Raw genomic sequence first — 20,828 nt, forward strand, 5'->3', positions numbered from 1 at the left:
CTAGAGAGAAAGCCATGCCCGCACTAAGAAATTTCGAAAAAGCACAGGCAGAGACTCTGCATCCTTCATTCCAAGTGGACTATGACAGTGATATCTGGACCTTCGCCCAGACCACGGTCGGCCAACAGAAGGAGTTTGTCACAGTTGACTGGGCAATCCCGCTGGCGCGTGGAGAATTGCTCACAGACCACAAACACAGAGCACTCCTCGCCGAGCTGAAGTGCTACCTCAAGACCGCCATCATCGAGGACACGGTGCGCATGACGGTTGGGTCTATCCCTGCCACCTACATGGGCTTGAGGGAGCTGGTCAAGTTCATGGGGCAGCGGAAAATCCACTCCCTCTTTGACATTTCGACAGCGGTAAGCTGGGAATATATCGAAGGTCTCGAAGAGCAGTACATGACCGCTGGAGATGACACCGGTCGAGACAGGGCGTGGACGCATGCGACCGCCTACAAACTCATCCACCCACTTACACAGATCTACGAGATCGCGGACAGATTGCGCGCTAGAGGCGGACAAGCACCGTCCGAAGCGCCGTTTGACGGACGAAGGACCTATGACGTCGTGACAGAGCCGCTTGGGCTTGCTCGAACGGGTGGATTGATGCCTGTCCCGGACGAGATCTCCGTACCAATCCTTTCTTACGCATGTGAGTGGATTGACCACGGCTCTGAGGATGTGATCAGACTTCAGGCTGAGGTCATCCCTATGCTCATCGACGCACGGAGTGCCACGGGCGCGAGACGAATTGCCTGTCTTCGTCAGATCAAACGGCACATCGAGGAATTCCAGATGAGTCCGATCCCAGGGACACTAATTTCCTGGCATGAGCCATTGACCGCCATAGATCGGATTGATGACGCTGGAGACGAGCGCGGGATTAGCGGAACTCAAAGCCTGAGACGCCTAATACTGATGACTCAGAGCGCATGCAGTATCTTGCTCCAGGGATGCACTGGAATTCGAGCTCATGAGCTGATTGGCCTCTCCCTGGACCACGATCCGACGCTACAGCACGGCGTGGTCAAGTCAGTGACATCGCTAGACGGACTGATGGAAGTTTTCTCCATTTGTGGCATTTCCGCCAAAAGGGAAGCGACGCGGCATGAGTGGACTGCCGGGCTGCGCCCGTTGGGCACAAATCACCTGCCGATCGTAATAAAATCCATCGAAGTACTGGTGCGGCTAATGGAGCCTTGGCGAGCTCTATCGGGTAGTAAGTCACTGATGCTTAGCTTCTCCCACGCCAAGTCCCTTCCGTCGGGTCCCGATGGAATCGGCCGAATGACAGCCTCCAGAAATTCTCTGCTGCAGCGTGAGTTCGCCGTCGAAGCCCTCACGAAGAAGCGTGGCATCGAAACGACGCAAGCTATCTACGAGGTGAGATCCCTTCGCCCGCAGCGATGGAGGATCACCTTTGCGCACTATGTCTTCCGATCCAAGCCGGAACTAATGCCAGCGCTACGGACGCACTTCCGTCACATGAGCGAGCAGATTACGGATCAGGGGTACATTGGAAACGATGCGGCCCTGCTCGAGAACTTGGAAGGAGAGAGAGTCATGGAGACCTCTCGGTTCCTCGTTCAAATCACGCTTGGCAAGCCAATCGGAGGTGGACCGGCGCAGCGGCTTCTCATGCAGCATGCCGAATCAATGACCGAGGCACTGTCCGAGATGGACGGAGAGACGCTGATCGATAAGGCCGTGGCATACGTGAAGCTCACCGACCTGCGGATATGGACAGGGACTTACGCGAGTTGCCTGATTGATATGTTGCCTGACCGTTCCAGTTGCAACCCACAAGCAAGCCTCCTCACTGTTCGCGCCTCGCCGAACTTCGGCCTACGGTCGCCCGGGCTGTGCGCGGGGTGCAAGTGTTGCATCATCCTGCCAGAGCATAAGGACTTCTGGGAGGATCGCCTCCTGAAAAATCAGGCCATTGTCCAGGCAGAGCGGACCAACTCTAGGAATCAGCCTTCCAAGATTGCTAAGAGTCGTGTTGTTCAGAGTCGAACAGTCCTGAGGATGATATCCAACGCTACCGGGGACGCTTCCGATCGTTCCGGCGAAAGTTGACGACATTGGCTCCATCGTCTCTGTTGGTACTTCTTTTCTGAAGCCGGGACACTGCTAGTTGGAGAGATGCGTTGTGGATGTTGGTCTTGTAAAGCAGAGCCTTTAACCTTGCATTCTCAGCCTTAATCTTAGTGAGCTCTTCAGCCACCGAGCCTCGCTTCTCCTCTTCAGCCAGCTCCTGAATTTTAAGCCAGACGTGCCCAAGTCGAGCGTGCCTTGATCCAAAGCTCCCTCTATTTACCCCTGCTTCGGCAGCGACCGAGGTAGGCGTGATGATCCGATGACCTGCGGCCATCTTTGCTTTCAGCAGTTCATTGGTCGGGCGTCGCTTCACCAGGCGGTCAAGAGCCGCCAAAGCCCTGTCCTCTACTGAGTTGGGTCTGCTCATTTTGCCGTCCGCTGATGTCTCATTAGTAGGCAGATAGCGTACGCCACCTTCGCCGCCCAATCATCTATGTGGACAAGGAGGACCCTGGAATTAATCCTGATGCACTCGCTGCCCGGCGAGATCGACATGCTTCAGACCCAGATGTTCAGCAACGACTTTGGTACAGGGTCTACCGTGACCATCGCAATGACGAAGCGCCGCAAACCATCGTGCTTGATAGGGCGAGCATGGCTAGGTTAGCGGGCTATGGGGCCGGGGTCAGCGTTGAGGTGCGGGAACAGATCACCAACCCTTTCGCACCACGTGTGAGTGCTACATAGAGGTTTTGCGCGCTCATGCTCTCTGGATAAAGGACCACGGCAATGTCTGCCTCGAGACCTTTCAGCAGGAGAGTGCTGCCGACTGCTTTGCGCGCAATGGGACGGCTGAGGTGACGATTTCGCTCCCGGGCTTGAAGCGCGGCTCCCAATAGATCTTGCTCTTGGTTAATAACGCTTCGCATGGCTGATCGACAGCAGTGCAGAATCTCGGGTCGATAGACCCGAGTGCCTGTCTGTTCGGCCAAGGCGTCCACCAGCCGTAAGGCGCTAGCCATGCTCCGCTCGGACTCAAAGGCGACTGCCTCAGCTTCTACAGGAGTTGGAGGGGTCTTGGCTCTCCCTCTACGAATGGTGCCGACACGCGTCACAAGATTTGGCGCGCCGACACCCGTCATCATGAGAGCGGAAAAGGTGGCCAAGTCCTGCAGCGCAGTAGGAGCCTGAAGATTGAAATGCCTCGCGAAGTTGACGAGGTCTCGCATGTCCACGGCTTCTACCGCCATTGCCCCAGGCGTTTGGCTGGTGAGCTGATGGCGCCCTTGGACATTCATGGACTCGCCAATGACCAGAACCGTTCCTTGGCTGCCAGGCGCATTGGTTCGTGCCGCAGTCAGCCTTTGTTGCACCTCACGACCGGCAACCAGCTGGATCCACCGAACGGATGGCGGAGCCGTGGTCAGATCAATGGGTAAGCTCGCCGTAAGAGCATGCCTTTGGGAGAGCAGCCACTGGCCCAGCTCTTCGTTACCTGCAATCTGCCAGCGCCAAGGAGTTCGAAGGCTACCCTCGGCTGGGAAGGATGATTGAACGTCCCGTTCCCAGTGAACCAGCCGATTTCCGCCAAATCCGAAGATGGCCTGTAAAGGGTCTCCGAGGACGCAGGTGGGCAAAAGGGAAGCGAGGGCGGACACGATGGAGTGTTGGACGGTGCTGCAATCCTGATACTCGTCAACCAACAGCCGGGCGTAGGTGGCTGCGATGGGTTGAGCGATATGCCCCGACTCCAAGAGTCTTCGGACTGATTCACGGATCGCGGGATAGTCGCTACTCGCGTTGTTGAGCTTCAAGAGTTCGGGATGATGGCCACTGCGCGTCGGGAACTTGGCGATGAGACGCATGGCGAATCCATCAATCGTCGAGAGTCGATAGGCAGAGCAGGGAACCCCCGCGCGTTTCAAGCGTGTCCTCAACGCGGTGACGCCAGCATTTGTGTGAGTTAGAACAAGGACCGGCCTGTCCCCAGCGTGGGATTTCAGCGCGTCGGCAATCAGCTGAGTTTTGCCGCACCCTGCTGGGGCGGTAATAGATCCGCGTTGGATGGCTAGCAGATCGATGTCAGGCGGCACGGGTAAAGGCCCAGAGTTGGTCTACTACTGCCTTAAAGCTGGCGTCCGCATCGGCGTAGCCGCGAGAGACGATATCCAGGACGATTGACTGGTAAGTCGTGAGAGACTTGAACCAGCTCTTCTTTTTGGTGCGCGAGACCTCGCCAAGCAGTACGCGAATATCGAGCGGATACGGCGACTTCGGCCTCAATGCTTCGATGGACGCCAAGCTTGTTAGACCGTTCGATTTGGCAACCAGCTGTTGGTTCACAAGGTCTTCACCGACACGCTCTTTAGCCTTCAGGAGCAGGGCATCAATTGATGTGTCAGGAAGGCAGAGGAACAGCTCGTCCTCCAACGTCATTCCTGCCCGCCAAGTCGTGAGGCTGCCACCTGATTGGAGATATGCCTCTGCAACACCTGGCGCGGCGGGCTTGTCAGCGTCGATGAAGACGAGGACTCGGTAACCCAACTTCATAAGCGCAGTTGCACGGGCAAAAGCGTTATCCGGAGTGCCTCCGCCTGCGTTGACGTATGCACCACCTAAAGCCAAATAAGATGGTTCTTTGTTGGCCACTCCCCATAGATCGAGGCCACGCACAAATCCCACCTCGCTTGCTCCCTCGCACACAATCACAGACTTCGCCAGGAAAGCTTCCGGGTCAGTCCGCAGCGTGCTTTGAATCTCGTCGGTTGAGCCAGCGGAAATGACGACATGGCCAGCCGGTCGTGGTCGAACCACAAGTAGCTGCTCACCTGAAAGCTCGCGAAGTGCCACAGGGGAGTGTGTTGTGAGAAACGCTTGGAGAGGCGGGGGCGTCTCCTTGGCTCCCAAGGAATCCAGCAGCCGCATGAGCCGATGGGGTTCCAATCCATATTCCACCTCATCCACCAAGGCAATCGGCGCTGACTCCGATGCGGCCCGTTGAAGTCCAGTCACCAAGAGTCGAGAAGAACCCGTACCAAGTGACCGAAGGGGGATGCCTGCCTCGCTGTGGAGCGCGATGGCGCCTTCGCCGATGGAGACGGAGTGCGAATCGAGTAAGGCTTGCGGCATCGACCCGACGTTAACCCCAAGGCTCTGGGCCGTTGTTTGGACGATTCCGAGTGTCTGACTCAGGTGGGGCGACGCTTGAGCGCCAAAGTTGGCGCGTGCCTGACGCGCTGCGAGAGCGAGCTGGGCTCCCAATTCTGCGCGTTCGTCGGTTAGCCGGTTGAGGACCGATCCGCGGCTCCAAGACAAGTTGGAGCTTGCAAAGCTGCCTATACGTGCCGGGGCCAATGCGATTCGTTCTTTCCAAGGCAGGCTTCGTTCCAAGCCTTGTTGAAGCGACCTATCGGAAACCAGCGTCCAGCTGGGCTCAAGGTCCGCCCCGACTTGAAGCTGCAGGGTAAGCACCGTCTCCAGGCCCGCGGCGGGTTCGTCTTCGAGGGTGTCAAATACCGCATCGAACCCTCGCAAGAAGTCCCCATAGACATCAATGTCCATCAGCGATGCTGGCAGTTCCCCGAATGTCACGGCAATACGAATTGGCTCTGAGACATCGAGGCCAAAAAAGTCCATGTCGCCGAAGGAGATGCTTCGTCGAGCACCCAAGCACAGGTCGATGGCATCGAGGATGGTGGATTTGCCACTGTCGCCAGGACCGATCAAACAGTTGATGCCCGGAGCTGGCGCCCAGTCGAGTGCCTTGATGGACCGAAAATTCCGGATGGCCAAATGGCGAATTCGAGGCATGGGGGCGTCCTGTAAGAGGCATGGTCAACGATCCGTGTAGGACGCGGACTGACACCAACTTCGACCACGCCCCTGAGGCAATCCTAGCCCTAAAGCCTTCTGCCAGTCATCCGCTCATTGGTGGAACTTGGCGCCATGACAAAGCTACTTCGCGAACTGCCCCCGCTTTAGCTCGGTAACACCGAAAGAACAGTTCCAAATTCACTTCTTCCGTAGTCGCCTCGCCCCTATACAAGAAGGCTAAGCATCCTGGACGACGGAGGTCCACTCATGGCCGGAAGAGGACATCAATTAGGTCGTAAGGTAATGAAGTACCACGCTTCAAAACGCTGCCTGGGAACTTGGATTGGCCATTGCGATCGTAGTCGCCTCGCCCCTATACAAGAAGGCTAAGCATCCTGGACGACGGAGGTCCACTCATGGCCGGAAGAGGACATCAATTAGGTCGTAAGGTAATGAAGTACCACGCTTCAAAACGCTGCCTGGGAACTTGGATTGGCCATTGCGATGCCCTAGGATTATTGGGTTGACACTCTGATAAAGTTGGACCGAGCTCGAAAGATCCACAGGGAAAGGGGGGGGGGCGGCATGGCTCGAAATACGTCTGGAGCAGCTGGGCTGGTGGTGGTCGGATTTTTCGCATTACTTGTCGCAATGTGCAATGGGGGCGGGCAGCGCGACTCACAGCGCTCCTCAGTGGATCAGGCACCGGTCGCTCCTCCGGCTCAGACGGAATCCTCTCGTCCGGAGATGACAGAGACGCAGTTCGTGTCAACCAGTACGCTCAACCAACGGTCTTCTCCCAACGGACAGATCATCGGAAGGCTCGACGGCGGCGACTCTGTTGTGGTGTATGAACGCAAAGGAGCGTGGGCACGAATATCGGCCCAGGGCGCCCCTGCCAAATGGGTCAGCTCGAAGCTACTTTGTAGCGGAAGCGGCTGCTACCGGCCTAATAATCGGCCCGTGTCACCCTCGCGCGAAAAGTTCCGGCCCGCACGTACCGATTATTCTGATGGGAGCTGTCCGTGCTCTGGATCACGCGTCTGTATTGGTCCTCGCGGCGGACGCTACTGCATTACGTCTGGAGGCAACAGGCGCTACGGTGTGTGACCAATCTGGCTGCCTACGTCGGCTTCTGGCCGATAGCGGACATAGGCCCCGCGGCGAATGTCCACCTCTTCTTTGGCGATTCGGTCAGAGCTCAATTCAATCTGATCAACTGCCTACCAGCTTGTCGACTTCGCCTGCGAAATGATCTTGGGATCTGGGAAGCTACCCTTGAGAGTGCACCGAGGCGACCGCGATGCCGGCCGGATTTCCCCTCAGGCGCTATGCCAGTCTACAATATACCGTCAAATACCCAACGGATCGGCTAGCGATGACTCCACCCTGACGCTTGATTGAAGAAGCGACCCAGACACTTAGGTCTGGAAGGGTGCCTGTTTCTTTCGTTTGGCGCGCACTGCTGTGCGCGGAGATCATTTTCTATGTCTGCAATTTATCCCCTGCGCCAGCAATGGCTCGGTAACATCCGTGGTGACCTGCTGTCGGGCATTGTCGTTGCGCTAGCCCTGATTCCTGAGGCAATCGCGTTTTCCATCATCGCCGGCGTCGACCCAAAGGTAGGTTTGTATGCCTCGTTCTGCATCGCCGTCATCACCGCCATCGCCGGTGGCCGCCCTGGCATGATCTCGGCTGCGACCGGCGCCATGGCGTTGGTGATGGTCACGCTGGTGCGCGAGCACGGCATTCAGTATCTGTTTGCCGCCACCATCCTTGCCGGCGTCCTGCAGATGCTGGCCGGCGCCCTGCGGTTGGGCTCGCTGATGCGCTTTGTGTCGCGCTCGGTGGTGACCGGATTTGTGAATGCACTGGCGATTCTCATTTTCATGGCGCAGCTTCCCGAGCTCATCGGCATGCCGTGGATGGTGTATGCGATCTGTGCTGTGGGTCTGGCAATCATCTACCTGCTGCCGCTGCTGACCAAAGCCGTTCCTTCGGCATTGGTGGCGATCGTGGTTCTCACGGCCGCTTCCATGTATTTCGGCTTCCAGGTACGCACCGTAGGCGACATGGGGGCGCTGCCTGACAGCCTGCCGTCGTTCCTGATTCCGGATGTGCCATTCACCTGGGAAACACTCCAGATCCTGCTGCCGGTTTCGGCGACTTTGGCGGTCGTTGGCTTGTTGGAATCGCTGATGACCGCGCAGATCGTCGAAGACATGACCGATACCCCGAGCCAGAAGAATCGCGAATGTGCTGGCCAAGGCTTGGCTAACACCGTAACGGGCTTCTTTGGGGGCATGGCAGGCTGTGCAATGATCGGCCAGTCGGTGATCAACATCACTTCCGGTGGCCGGGGCCGTCTCTCGTGCCTTGTGGCCGGCGTGGTTTTGCTCCTTCTGGTTGTTTATGGGTCAAACCTGGTGAGTCAGATTCCAATGGCCGCACTGGTCGCGGTGATGATCATGGTCAGCATCGGCACCTTCAGCTGGCGCTCGCTGCGCGAGCTGGCCATTCATCCCAAGAGCTCTTCGGTCGTGATGATTGGCACGGTCATCGTGACCGTGGCTACCCACGACCTCGCCAAAGGCGTGTTGACAGGCGTGATCCTGTCGGCGGTGTTCTTCACCCGCAAGGTCGGCAAGATGCTGATCATCGACGACACCCAGGTCGAGACCGACTCGCGCGTCTACGTTGTGAAGGGGCAGGTGTTCTTTGCGTCTGCCGGACAGTTCGTGAGTAGCTTCAACTATCTGGATGTCCCCAAGGAGGTCATCATCGATCTGAAGGACGCCCACTTCTGGGACCTGACCGCCGTTGATGCGCTCGACCGGGTAGTGATGAAGCTGCGCGAGCACGGCGCGACCGTTGAGGTGTTCGGTCTCAACGATGCAAGTGAGACCTTGGTAGACCGCTTGGGAAAGCATCGTACGCCAGGCGCCACACGGTCGTCGGGTCATTGAACAGATGAGCGAAGCGGGCACCGAGGGGTGCCCGCTTCCTTTTCGGCAGTCATCGAGTTGACATATGGCAAGGCAATACTTCGATTATTCTAGATAAATGGTTGCGATGACATGCGTCCCCTGAATGTTCTGTTCCTTTGCACAGGCAACTCGGCGCGCAGCATTCTTGCCGAAGCACTGGCCAGCCATTTAGGGCGTGAACGTATCCGCGCTTACAGTGCGGGCAGTCATCCCAAGGGCGTAGTTCATCCGGTGGCCCTGCAGGTGCTCTCGGAGATTGGCTTCGACGTTGCCGGGCTGTCGAGCAAGCCGTGGGAGGCATTCGCAGGTCCGGAAGCACCGCAGATGGATCTCATCGTAACGGTGTGCGATCGTGCCGCGGGTGAAGCGTGTCCCGTGTGGCCAGGCCACCCGGCTACCGCCCACTGGGGCATCCCCGACCCGGCCGCAGTGCAGGGCAGCGCTGAGCAGGTCCACAAGGCGTTCCTGAGCACGCTTCACCAGCTCCAGCACCGTCTCGGATTGCTGTTGGCGCTCAAGCCTGAAGCGCTGGACCGCATGGCCCTGCAATCGCAGGTGCGGGCGCTGGGCAATGGCACCGAGGCTCAGGGGCCAGATGGCAGCGGAGAAACAGCCCCGACGTAGTCGCTGATTTGCCTTGCTGCCTCGCGCGCGTATCGGGTCATCCCAATCAGCGTGGCCGAATCGTCGGCCAGGAAGGCTGGCTCCCGTTGGGTGATCCACGTGGTCTCGGTCACCTTGGAGACTATCGAGCTCCAGCCCGCCGGCAAGAACAGATGCAGGGATTTCCACGCATGCTGCCACGCCCCGCCAAGCGACGTTTCGGCATCAACAATCACATAGGACAGCCCGCTGCGGCGCAGAAAGCAGCCAGCCGAAAGACCCACCTGGCCACCTCCGATCACCACCACATCGACGCTGTCCATCGGGACTTCCTCATGCTGCCGCACCTGGGCGGTTCAGCGGCTCCGTGCATCGGCAGGAAAGTAGCGTTTGCCCAGCCGCAGGGCGACGTGGACCAGCAGAATCAGCACGGGCACTTCCACCAGCGGGCCGATCACGGCCGCGAAGGCTACCGGGGAGGCCAGCCCGAACGCCGCGATCGCCACGGCGATGGCCAGTTCGAAGTTGTTGCCTGCTGCGGTGAACGCGATCGCGGTGGTGCGGGGGTAGTCTTTGGCGATCAGCTTGCCCATGAAGAAACTGATGACGAACTGGATGATGAAGTACAACGTCAGCGGGATCGCGATGCGTACCGCGTCCATCGGAATCCTCAGCACATCGCCGCCCTTCAGGCTGAACATCGCCACGATGGTAAACAGCAGTGCGGCGAGGGTTACCGGGCTGATGGCGGGCAGGAACGTCTCTTCATACCATTGCACGCCCTTGCGCGCCTTCAACCATCGGCGGGTGAGGAAGCCCGCCAGGAACGGGATGCCAAGGTAGATCAGAACAGCCTCGGCGATGGTCCAGAAACTGACATCGATGACGCTGCCCTGCAGACCGAACGCCGGCGGCAACCAGGACAGGAAGAACCACGCATAGACGCTGAACAGCGCAATCTGGAAGATCGAGTTGAATGCCACCAGCCCGGCGACGTACTGGCCGTCACCGCGGGCAAGCTGATTCCAGACCAGCACCATGGCGATGCACCGTGCCAGCCCGATCAGGACCAGGCCGGTCATGTACTCGGGGTAATCGCGCAGGAACAGCACGGCCAGGCCGAACATCAGGAACGGACCGACGATCCAGTTCTGCAGCAGCGAGAGCATCAGTACCCGTTTGTCGGCGAAGACCCGCGGCAGTTCCTCGTACTTCACCTTGGCCAGCGGCGGATACATCATCAGGATCAGACCAATCGCGATCGGGATGTTGGTCGACCCTATGGAGAGGCTGTTCAACGCGCTGGGTACACCTTCGAACAACGCCCCCATGCCGACGCCGAGCGCCATGGCGGCGAAGATCCAGAGCGTGAGATACCGGTCCAGGAAGGACAGGCGGGAGGTATCAGTGGTCATGGGGATTTCCGGAAAGACGGTCAGTTGATCTGTGCGATCGGGTCGAGCCGGGCCTTGAGGGCCTCGCTGTCATCCCAGACGCTGTCTGAGATCTCCAGAAACGCCTTCAGGCGCGCCTTGATGATCTGGTGCGCGCGATCGAACGCTTCGGCTTTCTGTCCGTCCGAGCCTTCAACGCCGGCCGGATCGAACAGGCCCCAGTGCACCCGTACAAAGTCGCCGAACACTACCGGGCATGCCTCGGCTGCCGCGCTGTCGCAGACGGTGACGATCAGATCCATCGGCGCGGCATCCGCTTCGGCGAACTCGTCCCACGACTTGCTGCGAAGGCCGTCCACCGGGAAACCCTCGCGCTGCAACTGAGCAATGGCAAACGGGTTGACGCGGCCGGCCGGCTGGCTGCCGGCGCTGAAGGACTCGTAGCGGCCTTGGCCCCACTTTTTCAGGGTCGATTCGGCCAACACGCTGCGAGCGGAATTACCGGTACACAAGAACAGGACGCGACGGGTCATCTGAGCAATCTCTAAGGTGGGTTGGTCAGCAGCCAGCGGGTCGTTCGCAGGCCTGTTCGTCGGCACAACAGTTCTCCGTGAGATAGGCCACCAATGCGGTCATCGCCTCGAACTCGGCCCGGTAGCAGATCGTCCGACCACGTTGCTCGGCGCTGATCAGGCCCGCAGCCAACAGTTCCTTCAGGTGGAAGGAGAGCGTGGCACCAGGCAAGCAGAGCGTCTGGGCAATGTCACCGGCCAGCTTGCCGCCTCTGCCGGCCTGTACAAGCAGGCGGAAGATCGACAGGCGGGTGGCGTGGCCCAAGGCAGCAAGAGCGCGGGTTGCAGCGTTATGTTCCATGATTCTAGAATAATAGAATCGATTCCGTAGGACAACCCCGTGCAGCAGATCCCCAACTTGGTCCCAGGTGCCTTGGACATCCCGACGGCCACCAAGCTCAACGACCCGGCCGCGCAGCCGCACCGCCCGCGCATCCTGATCCTGTACGGGTCGCTGCGACCTCAGTCGTTCAGTCGCAAGCTGGCGCTGGAGGCGCAGCGGCTGCTGGAACAGCTCGGGGCGGAAACCCGCCTGTTCGATCCACATGAGCTGCCGATGCTTGACTCGGTGCCAGCGACCCACCCAAAGGTGCAGGAGCTGCGCCAGGCCTCGCTGTGGTCGGAGGGACACGTGTGGGTCAGCCCGGAACGCCATGGCACCCTTACCGCGGTATTCAAGAACCAGATCGACTGGCTGCCACTGGAAGAGGGCAGCGTGCGCCCCACCCAAGGCCGCACGCTGGCCGTGATGCAGGTCTGCGGCGGTTCGCAGTCGTTCAACGTCGTCAACGCGCTGCGTGTGCTCGGCCGGTGGATGCGGATGGTGACGATCCCCAACCAGTCCTCGGTCGCCAAGGCCTGGCAGGAGTTCGACGACGAAGGTCGAATGAAACCCTCGGCGTACTACGATCGCGTGGTGGACGTCATGGAGGAACTGGTCAAGTTCACCCTGCTGGTACGTGGGCGCACCGACTACCTGGTGGACCGTTACAGCGAGCGCAAGGGGGCCATCGAGGCGGCGGCGCTGGCGGCCGCTGCAGGGGTGGTGGAAACTGTTTTGAACGAGGAGGAAAGTGCGTGAACGCGGTCATCTACCACAACCCCAAGTGCGGCACCTCGCGCAACACCCTGGCGATGATCCGCTTCGCCGGGATCGAGCCGGAAGTGATCGACTACCTGGCCCACCCGCCCAGCCGCGCGCGCCTGGGCGACCTCATCAGGGCCGCGGGCTTGAGCGTGCGCGACGCCCTCCGGCAGAAGGGCACTCCTTATGACGAGCTGGCACTGGGCGATGCGGCACTGAGCGACGACGCGCTGCTTGATGCCATGCTGGCGCACCCAATACTCATCAATCGTCCTTTCGTGCAAACCGATAATGGCACGCGCCTGTGCCGCCCTTCCGAACTGGTGCTGGATATCCTGCCGAAGCTTCCCGGACCATTCCGGAAGGAAGATGGAGAGTTGGTGGCCGAGCACAGGGGAAGCCCGGCGACCTAGTCTGGGTGCTGGGCCGGGCTGGCCGCCTTTGAGAACAACCGGAGATCCTGCCCCATGCCAACGCTCCATCCCGCAAAAAGCGAAAGTGCGTGGCGTGTCTTCCTGGTGTTCCTACGACTGGGACTGACCTCGTTCGGCGGCCCGATCGCCCATCTGAGCTACTTCCGCCTCGAGTTTGTCGAGCGCCGCCGGTGGCTGACGGACCGTAGCTACTCGGATCTGGTGGCCTTGTGCCAGTTACTGCCAGGCCCAGCCAGCAGCCAGGTTGGGATGGCGCTGGGCTTGGCTCGCGCCGGCTGGCTTGGCCTGCTGGCCGCCTGGGCAGGTTTTACCCTGCCATCGGCCGTACTGATGATCCTGTTCGGATTTGGCGTTGCTCGATACCAAGGCATCCTCGAATCCGGTTGGCTGCATGGCCTGAAGATCGTTGCAGTTGCCGTGGTGGCGCAGGCTGTATGGGGAATGGCCCGGACCCTATGCCCGGACCGCCTGCGGGCAGGGATGGCGCTTGTCGCCGCCGTATTGACGCTAGCACTGCCCTCGGTCTTCGGCCAGATGGTGGTGATCATCTGCAGCGGCCTGCTCGGTCGCTGGGCGCTGAAAATCGAGCCTGCCCAGGGCCAGTTAGCTTGCAGCTATCCCGTCTCGCGAAGAACGGGCTCGGTAGCGCTGATGCTGTTGGTGCTGCCGCTTGTTCTGCTGCCTGTGTGGGTGGTGGCTAGTGGCTCCCCGTTGGCTGTGCTGTTGGAGGGGACGTACCGTGCTGGTGCCTTGGTCTTTGGCGGCGGCCATGTCGTACTGCCGTTGCTGCAGACCGCGGTTGTCCAAAGCGGCACGGTGACCACTGCGGATCTGCTCGCTGGGTACGGTGCGGCGCAGGCGGTGCCAGGCCCTCTCTTCACTTTCGCGGCGTACTTGGGAGCCCTGGCCAAGGGGCCGCTGGGTGGCTGGCTTGGAGGCCTTGTGCTGTTGGCAGTCATTTTCCTGCCAGCCTTTCTTGTGCTCGTGGGGGCGCTGCCGTTCTGGGAGGCCCTGCGCCACCGAAAGGGTTTGCAAGCTTCGATTGCTGGCGTCAACACCGGGGTGGTCGGGATTCTGCTGGCTGCGTTGTACAACCCGGTGTGGACGAGTGCGATCCATGACCGATGGGATGCCGCGATGGCGCTGGTTGCGTTCGGGCTACTGGCCCTCGCGCGTACACCGCCGATCTTGGTTGTGTTGCTGGCTGCCATGACGACCTGGGCCCTGCCACGGTAACGCCGCCAGGTCAATCAGGCGCGCCTCTGCAGCACAACATAACGTCTGCTTCTGGCCAGCAGCGGTCATTCACAATCCCTCGGTCAAGTCGAGTCGCAGGACGCGAACGTGACAGGCCCTAGCTAGAGATGTTATCTCGCGCGACTATTCTCTCGACCAGTGTATTGATCGCCGCCTCCATGGCGTGGGCAGTCTTGTCGCCGCTCTGGTTGGTGATGACGAAAATGCCAAGGTCATACTTCGGCATGATGTAGATATAGCACTGCGAGCGGGGCACACCACCATGATGGGCATAGTAGGTGCCCTTCAAGTGGTCGCCGCCGACGATGTTCCAGAAATAGCCGATGCTGAACTCGGAATCGAATTCGACAAGAGTACGGTGTGATTCCGTCACGACGGGCCCACCGGCCAGCTGGAACTTGAGGAACTTCACCATTTCCGGAACGGTCGCCTTTACGTTCCCCGATGCTCCCCAAGGCAACTCCGGCATGGGCGAGGTCGGTACCGCGTTGTCACTGTGGTAGCCGACCGCAAGCCGGGGCGCCTCAGCATCGCCCAGCCTGATTCTGAGGTCCGCCATTGCCGCGGAATCGCGGAAGAATTCGCGTAACAGCGACTCATAGTCGCTCTTGTAAACCGTCTCCAGAATATGCGCCGCCAGTTGGGTTCCAGCACTGGAGTAGGCGTAATCCTTTCCGGGCACCTGGTGAATCTCGACGGCATGCAGGTCCCTGAAGAAATCCGCCTTGCCATAGCCGGCGTAAATGGCATTGAGTTCACGAGGCGTACGCTGATCGGTGAAGTCCGCGAGCACCGTGTTCGCGCGTTCCGGCAACATGTTCGGAAGACCGCTCGTATGCGACAGCAGGTGACGGATGCGGATGGGGTCGCCCTTGTACTGCAGGTTCGGATAATTGCCGTGCAGATACTCCCGGACATCGTCGTCCAGCCCCAGCCTGCGCTCCAGGACGGCATTGGCCATCAGGGTCCCTGCCATGGTCTTGCTCAACGAACCGATTTCGTAGAGGGTCGCGTCGGTCGGAGGGCTCAGCCTGCCGGCTTCCATGTTGCCGCGATGACGGATGAATTCCTGGCCCCGATATACGACTGCGATCGAGGTTGAGTGGAGCAATGGCTGCTGTATCAGTGTTGCGGCCACCTCATCGAGGTCCGCCCCGAGATCCTTTGCCGGCACATGCTCGCCCTTGCAGCCGGCAGCCAAGAACACGACGGACAATACGAAGTAGTTGAGCCACCGCCCGTTTCGAACAATCCTCGAAATCGCTTGCATGCGTCTGTGCTTGAAGGGTTGTGGCAAGAACTCTCAAGATAGCCGAACACCGAGGGCCGCACACCTGTCCCTGTTCTCGCGGCGGCCGCCCCTGGCGCCAGCCAGAAGGTGTGCGTGTGGACGTCCGCTTCGTGTCGAAAGCACACGTCGTCCCGGAGCTTCGTCGGCATCAATGGGTGGAGTCGTTCGTCCGCGACTGGTAGAACTCGCCGATGCGTCGAACAAACCGCTGCGGGTTCGCACCGGCAAGATTGGTCAGCACGATCACGGCCAAGTCTTCGTCCGGGTAGACGACGAATGCCGCGCGGGCACCGCCAATGCCTGCGACCTGGCGCGGGCGATCAGCCTTCAACACCGGCCAGCCTAAGGCCCAATCGCTTTTCGCCCCGCTGTTCAGTGGCTCTTGCTGCCACATGCGCTGGACATGTGCATCATCGATCAACTGGTCCTGCGACAGCGCAATGATCCAGCGCGACAGCTCTTCGGCCGTCGTCTGGATTCCGCCACCCGCCCACAGGCTGTAGGGCATTTCATAAATCCAATGCGACAGGCGCTCACCGTCGTCCGGTGCCAGCGAGCCCCGCGGCGACACGCTGTAGATCGTGGCGGCTCCGGCAACCAGGTCATAGCTGTCACCGAACGTGGTGGAGGGCATGCCCGCCACATCGAACTGTCGCTGCGTCACGAATCGCTCGTACGGTTGCCCGCTCAACTTGACGATGATCCGCGACAGCAGGCCGTAGTTGGTCTGGTTGTACGAAAACTGTTCGCCTGGCGATACCTCCAGAGGCCGAGCCTCGACCGCGCTCCATGCCTCCGGCTCCGTCGCACCGCCAAAGGCCCCCTGCGAGTCGATGATCTCCGGAAGGCCTGATGTATGCCCCAGCAGCTGCCGGATCCGCACCCCACGCCAGGTCGCGGGCACATCGTCCAAATAGCGTGACAAGGGGGCGTCCAGGTCCACCCGCCCGTCCTGGACCAGTTGCATCATGGCTACGCCGGTGAACGACTTGGTGGCCGAGTTGATCGGAAACAGCGTCTTGCCGGTAACAGGCACCCGGTTCTCGACATTGGCGAACCCGTAGTTCTCCAGCAGCACTACTTTCCCATATTGCACCACTGCCAACTGGAGGCCCGGAATCCGGTGCTCCTGCATGGCCTGCTGGATGAAGGCCCTGGCCTTGCTGTTGGCTGCCTTAAGAGAACCGGCCGCAAGCGCCTGGGCTGGAAGCCATGCCGACAGGGCAACGGTCAGCAAGGCGGTGCGCAAGAGTGCAGGCAGCATAGATTTCCCTGGGCCAGGTCGTCTGGAAAATGGATTGGCGAGTGCCGACGGAACCGATGCCGGCCGGCAACCTTAGGCCCAGGCACCCGGGCACGACAGTGCAAAGAGTCATGCTCACAATAAGGTGGAGCGCCTGCTGTTCGCCCGCTGTCACATCAACTGCGACTAGCTGAAATCTTTGATCGCCTACCTGGCAGGGCATTCCGCGCACCAGCATCCTGTTCGATCTGATGACTAATGATTCTCAGGACTTGCTGCGGTACCGGTGTGCGGCTACCTCGCTATCACTACTTGATCAGGAAGTCATTCAGTGATTTTCCGCTTGCTACCAGCTCGGCTATCCATCGCGGTTGCCGCCCTCGACCGGACCACGTCTGGCCGCGCACTGCAGGATTGCGGTACTTGGGAGCGATCTTGGGCACTGTCGATTTGGCAGGCCTCCGATCACCTCGCTTCTTGGCGGTTTCGGAGGGCACGATCACTGAAGCGCCGTAGAGTTCCTCTATCGTGTATCCATGATCCTTGACGTACTTGTTGATCTTGGCGCGCATCGCTGTGGCCTTAGGGCGTGACAGCACTTTGGACTGCTGCTTCTCCGCCTGAGCAATCAGTGAGCGAAGTTCCTTGGCAGAAAGGCCGCTGATATCAATAGTCATGAATTCTTCCCCGATGTCGAGGCCCTAGCCTATTCTCAAATGACATTGCGTGTCACTCCATGTCCACTATGAGTCGCTCAATCTCAGGATCGACTACTAAAAAGTTTATCGTGTTAGCTACTCTCTCACTGCACATGATTTTCACGTGGCATATGGACCTGAGGACTAAAGACGCGCAGTGAGTGATTGCTGTGGTGTCGCCAAGAGTTCTTTGAGATCGCCAGTTTGAGGCATTGGATGAATCGACGTTAGACTCAAGCGCTTTCCGTAGCAGATCAGGGAGGCAAGGCGCATAACCGTGAGATCAATTCCCTTCATTGTCGCTGCCGCGTTGGCGGGAACTTCGCTGGCTGCAGATGCTTCTGAGGATAACCTCCATAGAGATCCTTACTTTGATCCAGGAGGCGCCGTCAGGTTCAACTATGGCTGGCTCGACTACGGGCCGACCAGCCGCCTGCAGCTTGAACTGCTGCGTGCAGACCTTGACGCTGGAACCGGACCGTTTTCCTTCTCTGCCCAATACCGCTGGTACGATGGCTTCGACGCCGTGCATCACGCCTACGCGGGCTGGCAGTTCTCCGATGCTACCCAGCTCAAGGCAGGTATCCAGCAAGTCCCGTTCGGGCTGCTCCCCACCGTTTCGCAGAGTTTCTGGTTCGGCTCCGGCTACTACCTGGGCATCGAGGATGATTACGATCCGGGCCTTGTGGTGATTCACCGCAGCGGCAGCACAACTTGGCATCTTGGCTGGTTCTCCGGAGACGAATACGGGTCCGGGGCTCGCTACGATCGCTACTCCTTTGATGTCGCGCAGACCGAGGCGTTGCCGTATCGCGAGCGGCAACGACTGCATGCACGCGTGGAGAGCGCGCGCGACTGGGGCGGCGGCGAACTGTTGCTGGGCGCATCAGCGTTTGCTGGCAAGGTGCAGAACACTCAGACACGGCGTCACTACGGTCATCAGGGCGCGGCCCTCCACGCACAGTGGCAGCGCGATGGTTGGACCGCGCAGTTGCAGTGGGCGCGGTACCGGTATGCCGTGCCCGGAGATCGCATCGCAATGTCGGCGTTCCAATCCCCCTTCCAGGTTGCAGCGCAGGCGGATGTGCCAAGCGCCAACATCGCCTATTCGTTCGGCCAGAAGGGCTGGCTGGATGACATCACCTGCTATAACAACCTCAGCATGACCCGCCCGGTCGGGCACCGCGCGGGCCTTCGTGATTCGTGGCAGAACGTGACCGGTTGCAGCCTGCAGAAAGGCATCATGCTCACCTATGTCGACTGGATCGCTGGCCGCAACATGTGGTTTGCTGGTGGTGATGGTATCGGCATCGACGAAGGAGGCCCTTCCAGCTGGCATTCGCGGCTGAACCTCAATATCGGCTTCTACTTCTGATCGGCCTCGCGCAAGCCGCAGGTTTTTCCACCCAATAACACGGAGGTATCCATGCAGAGCACGGCTCCGCAACATCCCCCCGTTCGCCAGCGGATCCTTCCGCAGGTGTTCATTCCCACGGCAGCCATCGTCATCGCGCTGCTGGCGCTTGCCGCCTTCGCGCCCGAAATGGCCACGCGGTGGTTCACCGCGGCCAAGTCATGGGCCGCCAATGATGCAGGTTGGTTCACCATCCTTGCAGTAGCCGGCTTCCTGGTCTTCGTCGTCGGCGTCGCCATCAGCAGTTACGGCCGCATCAAGCTCGGCCCTGACCACAGTACGCCGGACTACAGCTACGGCTCCTGGTTCGCAATGTTGTTCGCTGCCGGCATGGGCATCGGTCTGATGTTCTTCGGCGTTGCCGAGCCCATCATGCACTACGCCACGCCGCCGGTTGGTTCGCCTGAGTCCGCCGCCGCTGCCCGCCAGGCAATGCGCATCACCTTCTTCCACTGGGGCATCCACGCATGGGCGATCTACGCGGTGGTAGCGCTGTCGCTGGCGTACTTTGCGTACCGACACAATCTCCCGCTGCGTGTCCGCTCCGCGCTGTATCCGCTCATCGGCGACCGTATCCACGGCCCGTTGGGACATGCCGTAGACACGTTTGCCGCGCTGGGTACCATCTTCGGCCTCGCCACCTCGCTGGGGCTGGGCGTCATGCAGATCAACGCCGGCCTGAACTACCTGTTCGGCCTGGAGGTCAGTACGCTCGCCCAGGTTGGCTTGATCACCGTCATCACACTGGTGGCCACCGGATCGGTCGTGGCTGGCCTGGACAGCGGCGTACGCAGGTTGTCCGAGCTCAACATGATCCTGGCGGCGGCGCTGCTGGCCTTCGTGCTGGTCTGTGGACCCACCGTGCACCTGATGCAGGCACTGGTGCAGAACACCGGCATGTACGTTTCCCAGCTGTTCTCGATGACCTTCAACCTTTATGCCTACGAACCCACGGGTTGGCTGGGTGGCTGGACGCTGTTCTACTGGGGCTGGTGGATTGCGTGGTCGCCCTTCGTTGGCATGTTCATCGCGCGCATCTCACGTGGACGCACCGTCCGTGAGTTCGTGGTGGGGGTGCTGCTCGTACCGCTTGGCTTCACATTCCTGTGGATGACCATCTACGGCAACACCGCGTTGCACATGGTGCGGGCGGAGGGAATCCAGCAGTTGGTGCAGGCGGTCTCAACCGACAGCTCGATGGCGCTCTTCGAGTTCCTGGAGCACCTGCCGCTGACCATGCTGACCTCTTCGCTGGCGGTCATCCTGGTTGCGCTGTTCTTCGTAACCTCAGCGGACTCCGGTGCCCTGGTAATCGACATGCTCACCTCGAAGGGTGAGGAGGAATCACCGGTCTGGCAGCGAATCTTCTGGGCGCTGCTGGTCGGCGGCCTGGCGATTGCCCTGCTGGTGGCCGGCGGGCTGGAATCGTTGCAGGCAGCCACCATTGCCAGCGCGTTGCCATTTACGATCGTCATGATCCTGATGTGCTGGGGACTGCTGAAGGCCATGCATCTGGATGCCACCAAGCGCTCGATCCTGCGGGAGGCACGTATCCTGCCGGGCACCAGCGAGGATTGGCGGGCGCGCCTGCGCCTGCTGGCGCACAACCCGTTGAAGATCGAGGTGACCGGCTTCATCGAGCAGCGCGTCATTCCTGCATTGGAAGAGGTTGCTGCTGAGCTTCGCAAGCAGGATCTGCCGGTCCAGGTCTCCAAGGGAGAGGATGGTCGTGCGTGGCTACAGGTTGGCCATGGCGAGGAGATGGACTTCTTCTACTCCGTACGGCCCCAGCCCTATGAGCCGCCGACGTTCGCCCTGCAGGATCCCCGTCGGCCGGTCAGCGAGGGCACCCGTCATTACCGTGCGGAGGTCTATCTGCGGGAGGGCGGGCAGGACTACGACGTCATGGGGTGGACCAAGGTTCAGCTCATCCACGATGTGCTCGATCAATACGAACGCCACCGTCAGTTCCTGGACAAGGTGCGCTCGTAGAATC

18 protein-coding genes are annotated in these 20,828 nt (G+C 60.0%); 8 read left to right on the forward strand and 10 right to left on the reverse strand.

Annotation, left to right across the window (positions count from 1 at the left end; translation table 11 throughout):
• The first annotated feature begins 14 nt into the window (after window positions 1-14).
• On the forward strand, window positions 15-2,081 hold the full coding sequence (locus M1L61_RS00120) for a hypothetical protein (protein ID WP_049453419.1): 2,067 nt from the start codon (window positions 15-17) through the stop codon (window positions 2,079-2,081).
• Here M1L61_RS00120 and M1L61_RS00125 read toward each other — a convergent pair.
• The 3 genes from M1L61_RS00125 to M1L61_RS00135 all read right to left on the reverse strand — a co-directional run bounded on the left by M1L61_RS00125 (window position 2,044) and on the right by M1L61_RS00135 (window position 5,852).
• Window positions 2,044-2,469 (reverse strand): hypothetical protein, encoded by a 426-nt coding sequence (locus M1L61_RS00125; protein WP_136191726.1) that lies wholly within the window; start codon window positions 2,467-2,469, stop codon window positions 2,044-2,046. The two genes, M1L61_RS00120 and M1L61_RS00125, sit on opposite strands and share 38 nt — an antisense overlap.
• A 244-nt stretch (window positions 2,470-2,713) precedes the next feature.
• Entirely contained in the window at window positions 2,714-4,135 is a 1,422-nt protein-coding gene (locus M1L61_RS00130) for a UvrD-helicase domain-containing protein (protein ID WP_049453421.1), read from the reverse strand.
• Complete coding sequence (locus M1L61_RS00135; protein ID WP_049453423.1) at window positions 4,125-5,852, reverse strand: ATP-binding protein; 1,728 nt, start codon at window positions 5,850-5,852, stop codon at window positions 4,125-4,127. The genes M1L61_RS00130 and M1L61_RS00135 overlap by 11 nt, the downstream gene beginning before the upstream one ends.
• Before the next feature lie 1,490 nt (window positions 5,853-7,342).
• Here M1L61_RS00135 and M1L61_RS00140 point away from each other — a divergent pair.
• Together M1L61_RS00140 and M1L61_RS00145 are read left to right on the forward strand one after the other, a co-directional pair.
• Entirely contained in the window at window positions 7,343-8,821 is a 1,479-nt protein-coding gene (locus M1L61_RS00140) for a SulP family inorganic anion transporter (protein WP_049453246.1), read from the forward strand.
• A gap of 111 nt (window positions 8,822-8,932) precedes the next feature.
• Window positions 8,933-9,466 (forward strand): arsenate reductase ArsC, encoded by a 534-nt coding sequence (locus tag M1L61_RS00145; RefSeq protein ID WP_080353442.1) that lies wholly within the window; start codon window positions 8,933-8,935, stop codon window positions 9,464-9,466.
• On the opposite strand, the gene M1L61_RS00150 is transcribed toward M1L61_RS00145, so the two are convergent.
• From M1L61_RS00150 to M1L61_RS00165, 4 genes are read right to left on the reverse strand one after another with little or no spacing between them, the layout of a single operon-like run.
• Complete coding sequence (locus tag M1L61_RS00150; protein WP_049453249.1) at window positions 9,427-9,768, reverse strand: FAD-dependent oxidoreductase; 342 nt, start codon at window positions 9,766-9,768, stop codon at window positions 9,427-9,429. The two genes, M1L61_RS00145 and M1L61_RS00150, sit on opposite strands and share 40 nt — an antisense overlap.
• 33 nt (window positions 9,769-9,801) lie before the next feature.
• Window positions 9,802-10,860: an ACR3 family arsenite efflux transporter gene (arsB, locus tag M1L61_RS00155; RefSeq protein WP_049453252.1), complete on the reverse strand. Its 1,059-nt coding sequence runs from the start codon at window positions 10,858-10,860 to the stop codon at window positions 9,802-9,804.
• Window positions 10,861-10,880: 20 nt separating this feature from the next.
• Window positions 10,881-11,372, reverse strand: a complete 492-nt coding sequence (locus M1L61_RS00160; RefSeq protein ID WP_024957947.1) for an arsenate reductase ArsC — start codon at window positions 11,370-11,372, stop codon at window positions 10,881-10,883.
• A 25-nt stretch (window positions 11,373-11,397) separates the two neighbouring features.
• Window positions 11,398-11,712: a metalloregulator ArsR/SmtB family transcription factor gene (locus M1L61_RS00165; RefSeq protein WP_049453254.1), complete on the reverse strand. Its 315-nt coding sequence runs from the start codon at window positions 11,710-11,712 to the stop codon at window positions 11,398-11,400.
• Between the two features lie 39 nt (window positions 11,713-11,751).
• Here M1L61_RS00165 and arsH point away from each other — a divergent pair, with 39 nt between their 5' ends.
• Genes arsH through chrA form a run of 3 tightly spaced genes read left to right on the forward strand, consistent with a single transcriptional unit; the run spans window position 11,752 to window position 14,165 of the window.
• The gene (arsH, locus tag M1L61_RS00170; RefSeq protein WP_024957945.1) at window positions 11,752-12,492 is read left to right on the forward strand and encodes an arsenical resistance protein ArsH; all 741 of its coding nucleotides are present in this window, start codon (window positions 11,752-11,754) and stop codon (window positions 12,490-12,492) included.
• Window positions 12,489-12,908 carry an arsenate reductase (glutaredoxin) gene (gene arsC / locus M1L61_RS00175; protein ID WP_049468421.1) on the forward strand — a complete coding sequence of 140 codons (420 nt, stop codon included), beginning with the start codon at window positions 12,489-12,491 and terminating at the stop codon, window positions 12,906-12,908. Before arsH ends, arsC begins: the two co-directional genes overlap by 4 nt.
• A 54-nt stretch (window positions 12,909-12,962) precedes the next feature.
• Complete coding sequence (chrA, locus tag M1L61_RS00180; protein ID WP_049453256.1) at window positions 12,963-14,165, forward strand: chromate efflux transporter; 1,203 nt, start codon at window positions 12,963-12,965, stop codon at window positions 14,163-14,165.
• Window positions 14,166-14,283: 118 nt separating this feature from the next.
• On the opposite strand, the gene M1L61_RS00185 is transcribed toward chrA, so the two are convergent.
• The 3 genes from M1L61_RS00185 to M1L61_RS00195 form a co-directional block, all read right to left on the reverse strand.
• The gene (locus M1L61_RS00185) at window positions 14,284-15,456 is read right to left on the reverse strand and encodes a serine hydrolase domain-containing protein (protein WP_049453258.1); all 1,173 of its coding nucleotides are present in this window, start codon (window positions 15,454-15,456) and stop codon (window positions 14,284-14,286) included.
• A gap of 169 nt (window positions 15,457-15,625) precedes the next feature.
• Window positions 15,626-16,741 carry a serine hydrolase domain-containing protein gene (locus tag M1L61_RS00190; RefSeq protein WP_049453260.1) on the reverse strand — a complete coding sequence of 372 codons (1,116 nt, stop codon included), beginning with the start codon at window positions 16,739-16,741 and terminating at the stop codon, window positions 15,626-15,628.
• A gap of 287 nt (window positions 16,742-17,028) precedes the next feature.
• Window positions 17,029-17,397, reverse strand: coding sequence for an H-NS histone family protein (locus tag M1L61_RS00195; protein WP_049461414.1), 369 nt, complete (start codon window positions 17,395-17,397; stop codon window positions 17,029-17,031).
• Window positions 17,398-17,695: 298 nt separating this feature from the next.
• Between M1L61_RS00195 and M1L61_RS00200 the strand changes: the two genes are divergently transcribed.
• The gene (locus M1L61_RS00200) at window positions 17,696-18,793 is read left to right on the forward strand and encodes a hypothetical protein (RefSeq protein ID WP_049453262.1); all 1,098 of its coding nucleotides are present in this window, start codon (window positions 17,696-17,698) and stop codon (window positions 18,791-18,793) included.
• A gap of 51 nt (window positions 18,794-18,844) precedes the next feature.
• Window positions 18,845-20,824 (forward strand): choline BCCT transporter BetT, encoded by a 1,980-nt coding sequence (betT, locus tag M1L61_RS00205; protein ID WP_049468424.1) that lies wholly within the window; start codon window positions 18,845-18,847, stop codon window positions 20,822-20,824.
• Window positions 20,825-20,828 lie beyond the last annotated feature (4 nt).

This window comes from Stenotrophomonas sp. NY11291 (genome assembly GCF_023277365.1).
In the GTDB taxonomy this organism is placed as follows: Bacteria; Pseudomonadota; Gammaproteobacteria; order Xanthomonadales; family Xanthomonadaceae; genus Stenotrophomonas; species Stenotrophomonas geniculata.